General features: G+C 72.6%; 7 protein-coding genes. 6 read left to right on the forward strand and 1 reads right to left on the reverse strand.

What is annotated here, in order from left to right:
* The 5 genes from OZN99_RS21380 to bamA all read left to right on the forward strand — a co-directional run.
* A partial coding sequence (locus OZN99_RS21380; protein ID WP_456299893.1) for an isoprenyl transferase occupies window positions 1-720 on the forward strand: 720 nt, incomplete at its 5' end.
* 36 nt (window positions 721-756) lie between these two features.
* On the forward strand, window positions 757-1,647 hold the full coding sequence (locus OZN99_RS21385) for a phosphatidate cytidylyltransferase (RefSeq protein ID WP_270937276.1): 891 nt from the start codon (window positions 757-759) through the stop codon (window positions 1,645-1,647).
* A 2-nt stretch (window positions 1,648-1,649) separates the two neighbouring features.
* Window positions 1,650-2,819, forward strand: coding sequence for a 1-deoxy-D-xylulose-5-phosphate reductoisomerase (locus OZN99_RS21390; protein ID WP_270937277.1), 1,170 nt, complete (start codon window positions 1,650-1,652; stop codon window positions 2,817-2,819).
* Between the two features lie 79 nt (window positions 2,820-2,898).
* Window positions 2,899-4,008: an RIP metalloprotease RseP gene (gene rseP / locus OZN99_RS21395; protein ID WP_270937278.1), complete on the forward strand. Its 1,110-nt coding sequence runs from the start codon at window positions 2,899-2,901 to the stop codon at window positions 4,006-4,008.
* 218 nt (window positions 4,009-4,226) lie between these two features.
* Window positions 4,227-6,506: an outer membrane protein assembly factor BamA gene (gene bamA / locus OZN99_RS21400; RefSeq protein WP_270937279.1), complete on the forward strand. Its 2,280-nt coding sequence runs from the start codon at window positions 4,227-4,229 to the stop codon at window positions 6,504-6,506.
* Here bamA and OZN99_RS21405 read toward each other — a convergent pair.
* A complete protein-coding gene (locus OZN99_RS21405; RefSeq protein WP_270937282.1) occupies window positions 6,458-6,856 on the reverse strand; it encodes a hypothetical protein in 399 nt (132 codons plus the stop codon). The genes bamA and OZN99_RS21405 overlap by 49 nt on opposite strands.
* Between OZN99_RS21405 and OZN99_RS21410 the strand changes: the two genes are divergently transcribed.
* Entirely contained in the window at window positions 6,758-7,294 is a 537-nt protein-coding gene (locus OZN99_RS21410) for an OmpH family outer membrane protein (protein ID WP_270937281.1), read from the forward strand. The genes OZN99_RS21405 and OZN99_RS21410 overlap by 99 nt on opposite strands.
* Window positions 7,295-7,314: the final 20 nt, after the last annotated feature.

The raw sequence follows: 7,314 nt of genomic DNA on the forward strand, positions 1-7,314 counted from the left end.
CCGGCCCTGCCGGCCGGTGCCGTGCCGCGGCATGTCGGCATCATCATGGACGGCAACGGCCGCTGGGCTGCGGCCCGCGGCCTGCCGCGCGTGATGGGGCACAAGGCCGGCGCCGAGGCGGCGCGGCGCGCGGTGGAGGCCGCCGGCCAGGCCGGGGTGGGCTGGCTGACGCTGTTCGCCTTCTCCTCGGAGAACTGGCGCCGGCCGGCCGACGAGGTCCGCGACCTGACCGGCCTGATGCGCCACTACCTCGCCACCGAGGTCGCGCGGCTGGTCAAGGAGGGCGTGCGCCTGCGCATCATCGGCGAGCGCGAGCGCTTCGGGCCGGATACGGTTCGCGCGATCGCCAATGCCGAGGCCGCCACAGCGGGCGGCACGCGGCTGAACCTGAACGTCGCGCTGTCCTACGGGGGGCGGGCGGAGATCGCCGCGGCGGCGCGCGAGATCGCCCGTCGCGTCGCCGCCGGCACGCTCGACCCCGACTCGGTGGACGAGGCGATGTTCGGTGGCTTCCTGGGCACCGCGGGCATGCCCGACCCGGACCTCATCATCCGCACCTCCGGCGAGCAGCGGATCTCGAACTTCCTGCTGTGGCAGGCGGCCTATGCCGAGTTCGTCTTCCAGGACGTGCTCTGGCCCGACTTCGACGCCCAGCACATGCAGCAGGCGATCGGCGAGTTCGCCCGCCGCGAGCGCCGCTTCGGCGCCCGCGCCGCCTAGGCCCGTGTCGCGCCGGACCTGTCGATCCGCGTCGCCGTGACCGGCCCCGCAATCCCCGATGCCGCCCCCGAGGCGGCCTCCGCGGCGGCGGCGCGGGCGAAGCGCTGGGGCGACCTGCGCAAGCGCGCGCTGTCGGCCATGGTGCTGGGCCCCGCCGCGGTCGCCTGCATCTGGCTCGGCGCCGAGGCCTTCACCGGGATGATGGCGCTGGCGACCGCGCTCCTCGCCTGGGAATGGGTTCACATGTGCGGCCGCCGGGTCCGGGTGCTGCCGGGCATGGCGGTGCCGCTCGCGGTCCTCGCGGCCGGCGTGGCCGCCGTGCAGGACAATGTCCGCCTGGCGCTGTTCGTGCTGGCCTGCGGGTTCCTCGTCGCCTGGTGGTTCGCGCGCAGCATGGCGGCGACGCTGACCCAGCCGGCGCTGCGGCTTGCGCTCGGCGTGCTCTACATCGGGCTGGCCGGCATCGCCCTGATCGAGCTGCGCCACGACACGGAGGCCGGGCGGGCCAACGTGCTGTTCCTGTTCCTGGTGGTCTGGGCCTCGGACATCGGGGCCTACCTGGCCGGGCGGATGCTGGGCGGGCCGAAGCTGTGGCCGGCGGTGTCGCCCAACAAGACCTGGTCGGGCGCGGTCGGCGGGCTTGCCGCGGCCATCCTTGTCGGCCTGGCGGCCGCGCTGGCCTTCACGCCCGCGGCCTCGTTGCTGGCGGTGGTAGCCGTGGCCGCCCTGCTCGGCGTAGCCTCACAGGCTGGTGACCTGCTCGAAAGCGCGATCAAGCGGCATTTCCACGTGAAGGACAGCTCCCACCTCATTCCCGGCCATGGCGGCCTGCTCGACCGGCTGGACGGCGTGCTGGCGGCCGCGCCGGTCGCCGCGCTGCTGTCCTTCCAGCTTGGCTACGGCCGCGTGCTGTGGGCCTGGGGCTGAGCATGGCGCGCAGCATCTCCATCCTGGGCAGCACCGGCTCCATCGGGCGATCCACCATGGCGCTGATGGAAGCGGCGGAGCCCGGCGCCTTTCGGATCGAGGCGCTGGTCGCCAATCGCGACGTCGCCACGCTGGCAGCCCAGGCGCAGCGCTTCCGCGCCCGCTTCGCCGCGGTAGCCGATCCGGGCGCCTATGCCGCGCTGAAGGCGGCGCTCGGCGGGCAGGGTATCGAGCTTGCGGCCGGGCCCGATGCGGTGGTGCAGGCCGCGGCGCGGCCGGCGGACTGGACCATGGCCGCGATCGTCGGCGCCGCCGGTCTGCGGTCCACGCTGGCCGCACTGTGCCGCGGCGGCACGCTGGCGCTGGCCAACAAGGAGAGCCTTGTCTGCGCCGCCGATCTGGTGCTGGCCGCCGCGCGGCAGGGCGGCGCCACGCTGCTGCCGGTCGATTCCGAGCACAACGCCGTCTTCCAGTGCATGGCCGGCGCCGAGGCCCGCGGCATCGAGAAGATCGTGCTCACCGCCTCCGGCGGGCCGTTCCGCGACTGGACGCTGGAGCGGATGGCGCAGGTGACGCCGGAACAGGCGCTGAAGCACCCGACCTGGTCGATGGGCGCCAAGATCAGCATCGATTCGGCGACCATGATGAACAAGGGCCTGGAGGTGATCGAGGCCGCCCACCTGTTCGCCCTGCCGCCGGAGCGGATCGAGGTGCTGGTGCATCCCCAATCCGCCGTGCACGGCATGGTGCAGTACACCGACGGCTCGATCCTGGCCCAGCTCGGCAGCCCCGACATGCGCACGCCGATCGCCCACGCGCTGGCCTGGCCGGCCCGGATGACGGCGGAGATCCCGCGCCTGGACCTCGCCGCCCTGGCGCGGCTGGATTTCCATGCGCCGGATCCCGTGCGCTTTCCGGCTCTGCGCCTCGCGCGCGAGGCCTTGATGGCGGGGGGCGGGGCCCCAACCATATTGAATGCCGCGAACGAGGCGGCCGTGGCGCTGTTCCTGGATCGGCGCCTCGGCTTCCTCGACATCGCGGCGGTGGTCGAGGAGACGCTGTCGCGCCTTCCCGGCCAGCGGCCGGATGGGCTGGAGGCGATCGTGGCGCTCGACGCCGCCGCCCGGGCCGAGGCCGCGCGGCAGGCCGAGGCGCGTGCCGCCACCGTGTGACAGCGCCGGCCACCGACGTTACGAACGCGCCGCGCCGCGGCGTCCTGAAACCGCCGCGCCGCGGCGAGCGGAGAGCACCTTGGACTTCCTGCCCGACCCGATCCGCACCGTCCTGGCCTTCGTCGTCGTGCTCGGCGTGCTGGTCTTCATCCATGAGCTCGGCCACTACCTGGCCGCGCGCTGGCGGGGCGTGCATGTGGAGCGCTTCGCTGTCGGCTTCGGCCGCCCGCTGGCCAGCTGGGAGGACCGCCGCGGCACGCAGTGGCGCATCGGCTGGATTCCGCTCGGCGGCTACGTGAAGCTGCACGGGCAGGAGACGCCGCAGGACGCCCCGCCTGAGGTACAGGCCACTTGGCGCGTCGGCGAGACCTTCCATGACAAGCCGGTGCGTGACCGCGCCATCGTCGTCGCCGCCGGGCCCATCGCCAATTTCGCGCTGGCCGCTCTGCTGTTCGGCCTGCTCTTCGCGACGGTGGGCGAGCCGCGCACCACCGCGGGCGTCGGCACGGTGGCGGAGAACTCGGCCGCGGCGCGAGCCGGCCTGCTGCCGGGCGACCGCATCGTGGCGCTGGACGGCAATGCGATCACCCGCTTCGAGGAGGTGCAGCGCCACATCCAGCCGCGTGCCGGGCAGACAGTGCAGGTCACCGTGCTGCGCGACGGGGCGGAGCGCACCTTCGCCGCCGTGCCGGATGCGCGCGGCAGCGCGGACCGGCCGGTCGGCGTGCTCGGCGTGGGCGCGGGCCCGGCCGAGTTCGAGCGGCTGGATCCGTTCTCCGCGATCTGGGCGGGGGTGGTGCAGACCGCTGATGTCAGCTGGCAGACGCTGGCGGCGGTGGGACAGATGATCACCGGCAGCCGCGGCACCGAGGATCTCGGCGGGCCGCTCGGCATCGGCAAGATCGCCGGCGATGCGGCGGCGCTCGGGCTGCCCAGCCTGATCAGCTTCATGGCCGTGCTCTCGGTCAACCTCGCGCTGATCAACCTCTTTCCCATTCCGATCCTGGATGGCGGGCACCTGCTGTTCTACGCGGCGGAGGCGGTGCGCGGCCGCCCGCTGCCGCCGCGCGCGCAGGAGATCGGCTTCCGCGCCGGATTCGCGCTGCTGATCACGCTGTTCGTCTTCGCCACCTGGAACGACCTCACGAATCTTGGCGTGGTGCGCTGGGCCGCCGGCCTGTTCGGCTAGGATCGCCGGCCCGGGCACGAGTTCGGCCGGACGTGCGGCCCGAGTCGCGGCGCCCCGACCCGCGCGAAACCTGCCGAAACGCAGGTTGCGCTTGGCGCGGGGTGGCGGGCGAGGGGCGGTTCGGCTAGGAGAAGGGCGCTCATCACGCCCCAGGGAAGTCCGCTTTGGCTGCCATCCGGCTCCTGCTGCTCGCCGCGAGCGCCCTGATCCCGATTGCCATGAGCCTCCCAGCGGAGGCGCAGCAGCGTCCGCGTGCCGCTGCGCCGGCCCCGGCGTCCGCTTCGGGGATCGTGCGCGCCATCGACGTGGAGGGGAACCAGCGGATCGAGGCGGATACGATCCGATCCTACATGCTGGTGCAACCGGGCGATCCGTTCGATGCAGACCGTCTCGATCGGTCGCTACGCACGCTGTTCGCAACCGGCCTGTTCCGCGACGTCACCGTGTCCCGCGTCGGCGACCGGGTCCGCGTGGTCGTGGCCGAGAACCCGATCGTCAACCGCGTCGCCTTCGAGGGCAACAGCAAGCTGTCCGACGACGTCCTGCGGACCGAGGTGGCGCTCCGGCCGCGCGCCGTCTTCACGCCGCAGCAGGCGCAGGTGGACCGCCAGCGCATCCTGGACACGTATGCGCGGCGCGGTCGCTTCGGCGCGACGGTCGAACCGAAGGTCATCCAGCTCGACCAGAACCGCGTCGACGTGGTGTTCGAGATCAGCGAGGGGCCGGCGGCGCTGGTCAGCCGCATCAACTTCGTCGGCAACACCGCCTATTCCGACTCGCGGCTGCGCGACGTGGTCGCGACCCGCGAGCAGGCCTGGTACCGCCTCCTGTCCACGTCCGACATCTACGACCCGGAACGCCTGGCCTTCGACCGCGAGCTCCTGCGCCGCTACTACCTGCGCTCCGGCTATGCCGACGTGCAGGTGCCCAGCGCCACGGCGGAGCTCGCGCCCGACCGCAGCGGTTTCTTCGTGACCTACACGATCCAGGAGGGGCCGCGGTACCGCGTCGGCCGGGTCGACGTGACGAGCCAGTTGCGCGGCGTGGACACGGCCCGCGCTCGGCGCGTGCTGACCTTCTCCGAAGGCGACTGGTACGACGGCGAGGCGGTGGAGCGCGCCGTCGAGGCGATGACCGATGCGGTCGGCCTGTCCGGCGTGCCCTTCGTGGAGGTCCGCCCGCGTATCGCCCGCAACCGCGACGCGCGCACGGTGGACGTGACTTTCGAGATCGTCGAGGGCACCCGCGCCTTCGTCGAGCGCATCGACATCTCCGGCAACACCCGCACCGCCGACCGCGTGATCCGCCGCGAGTTCCGCCTGGCCGAGACCGATCCGCTGAATGCCGCGCAGGTGCGCCGGTCCCGCCAGCGGATCCGCGACCTCGGCTATTTCGGCAATGTGGAGATCCAGCCGACACCGGGCTCCAGGCCCGACCGCGTCGTGCTGAACACCACGGTGCAGGAACGCCCGACGGGCGAGGTCTCGCTGGGCGGCGGCTTCTCGACGGATGCGGGCTTCCTGGCCGATTTCGGCATCCGGGAGCGCAACTTCCTCGGCACCGGCATCGATGCGCGGCTGCAGACGCTGATCGCGGAGCGGCGGCAGCAGCTCGACTTCTCGGTGACCGACCCGCAGTTCCTGGACCGCAACCTCGCCGCCGGCATCGACATCTTCTACATCGAGCGCAACCTGCAGGAGATCGCGTCGTACTCCGAGCGGCGCTACGGCCTGGTGCTGCGTTCCGGCTACGAGTTCAACGAGCGGATGCGCCAGTCCTGGGCCTACAGCCTCGTGAACCGCAACGTCTTCGACATCCAGCCCGGCGCGAGCCTCTTCGTCCAGGAGCAGGCCGGCGAGACGCTGCTCTCGCAGGTCGGCACGACCCTGGCCTACGACATGCGCGACAGCCGCATCGAGCCGCGCTCGGGCTACATCGTGCGCATCGGCGGCGACTTCGCCGGCCTCGGCGGCGACGTGAACTACATCCGCCTGCGGGCCGACACGGCGGTCTACTTCCCGCTGGAGCGGGTGTTCGGCGACCCGGACTTCGTCTTCGTCCTGACGGCGGGCGGCGGCATCCTCGAGCCCTGGGGCGGCAACGACGAGCGCATCATCGACCGCTTCTTCCTGGGCGGCGACAACCTGCGCGGCTTCGCGCTGGCCGGCGCCGGCCCGCGCGACCTCGCCAGCTCCACACAGGACCCGCTCGGCGGCCGCGTGATCTGGACCCAGACCTCCGAGTTGCGCTTCCCGCTGCCGCTGCCCTCCGAGATCGGCCTGCTCGGCCGCGCCTTCGTGGATGTCGGCTCTCTGACCAATACGCCGATCACCGGGCCTGGCGTGGTGGACAGCCCGCTGGTGCGCGTCGGCGCGGGCGTCGGCGTGTCCTGGCGGACACCGGTCGGGCTGATCAATATCGACATCGCCCAGGCGCTGGTGAAGGAGCCTTACGACCAGACGCAGACCGTCCGGTTCGGCTTCGGCACGCGCTTCTGAGCATTTCCGGGAATCCATACGCGATGCGCCTGCGCCATCTTCTGCCTGGTCTCCTGCTTCTTGCCGCGCCTGCCTGGGTTGCCCCGGCCTCGGCCCAGCAGCAGGGCCAGGAATGGTTCGTTCCGGGTCAGCAGCGCCAGGGCCAGCCTCCCGCCCAGGCGCAGCAGCAACAGCAGCGCCCCGCGCAGGGCCAGGCACAACAGCGCCCGGCCGGCCAGCGGCCGCCTGCGGCGGTCATCGGCATCGTCGACATCCCCGAGGTCCAGCGCCTCTCGGCCGCGTTCAATCAGGTCCGCGAGGAGATCGAGCGCCGCCGTGCCCGGCTGAATGACGATCTGCAGCGCGAGCAAGGCCGCTGGCGGGAGGAGCAGCAGGCGCTCGCCGCCGGCCGCGCCACCTTGCCGCCGGAGACGGTCCGCCTGCGCGAGCGCGAACTGCAGGACCGCATCACCGACGCGCAGCGCATCTTCCGCGACCGCTCCCGCGCGATCGACGCCGCGGCGCAGTTCGGGCTGCAGCAGATCGAGCAGGCACTGGGCGCGGTGATCCGGCAGGTCGCCTCCAGCCGCGGCATCAACGTCGTCCTGCCGCGCCCGCTGGTGATCTACAACGAGGCCGGCTTCGACATGACCGACGAGGTCTCGGCGCAGATGAACCGCGTGCTGCGGACGGTGAACCTGCCGGCGGAGGGCCAGATGCCGGACGAGGCGCCGCAGGCCGGCGCGCAGCAGCGGCCGCCGGGGCAGGGTGGCGCCACCCCGGCCCAGCAGCCGCCGCGCCGGAACTGAGCGCCCGCACGTGGCGGCCG

This window comes from Falsiroseomonas oryzae (assembly GCF_027856955.1).
GTDB classification, from domain to species: Bacteria; Pseudomonadota; Alphaproteobacteria; order Acetobacterales; family Acetobacteraceae; genus Falsiroseomonas; species Falsiroseomonas oryzae.